This window comes from Paenibacillus sp. 2KB_22, from assembly GCF_052115745.1.
GTDB lineage: Bacteria > Bacillota > Bacilli > Paenibacillales > Paenibacillaceae > Paenibacillus.
This window is the reverse complement of record NZ_JBFRHG010000027.1, coordinates 1-519: the sequence shown is the minus strand read 5'-3', so window position 1 is coordinate 519 and position 519 is coordinate 1. Positions and strand designations below refer to the sequence as shown.

2 rRNA genes are annotated in these 519 nt (G+C 47.5%); both read right to left on the bottom strand.

What is annotated here, in order from left to right:
- Positions 1–107 (bottom strand): 23S ribosomal RNA (locus AB4111_RS31105); the annotation flags it as partial.
- Positions 108–415: 308 nt separating this feature from the next.
- Positions 416–519 (bottom strand): 16S ribosomal RNA (locus AB4111_RS31100); the annotation flags it as partial.

Here is a 519-nt window from a genome sequence, read left to right as displayed (position 1 = left end):
CGGATCAAAGCTTGCTTACAGCTCCCCGAGGCAGTTTCGTTGTTCGCCACGTCCTTCATCGGCTCCTAGCGCCTAGGCATCCTCCGTGTGCTCTTAGTAGCTTAACCATATCGCTCGTGTTCGAGCTGTCACTCCGCTTGTTTTGGACTACGTCCAAAGCCAAAAGTCGTTCCATTTCGATCACTCGCTCATGCAATCTACCGTTTTTATTGAAACTTGTTATACACAAGTTCAGCTAAAAAGGAATGTTCTAATTCGCATTTACTTTCGTTTCGATATCTAGTTTTCAAAGAACAAGCTCCATGCAAAAGCAAGCTGTTTGAGAGTTYGAGCTCTCAAAACTGAGCAACGAGTGAGTGTTTTGCAGCTAAGCTGCRTATTTGAATGTTTCCACWCGGGAAACGATTCTCCATAGAAAGGAGGTGATCCAGCCGCACCTTCCGATACGGCTACCTTGTTACGACTTCACCCCAATCATCTATCCCACCTTCGGCGGCTGGCTCCTTGCGGTTACCCCAC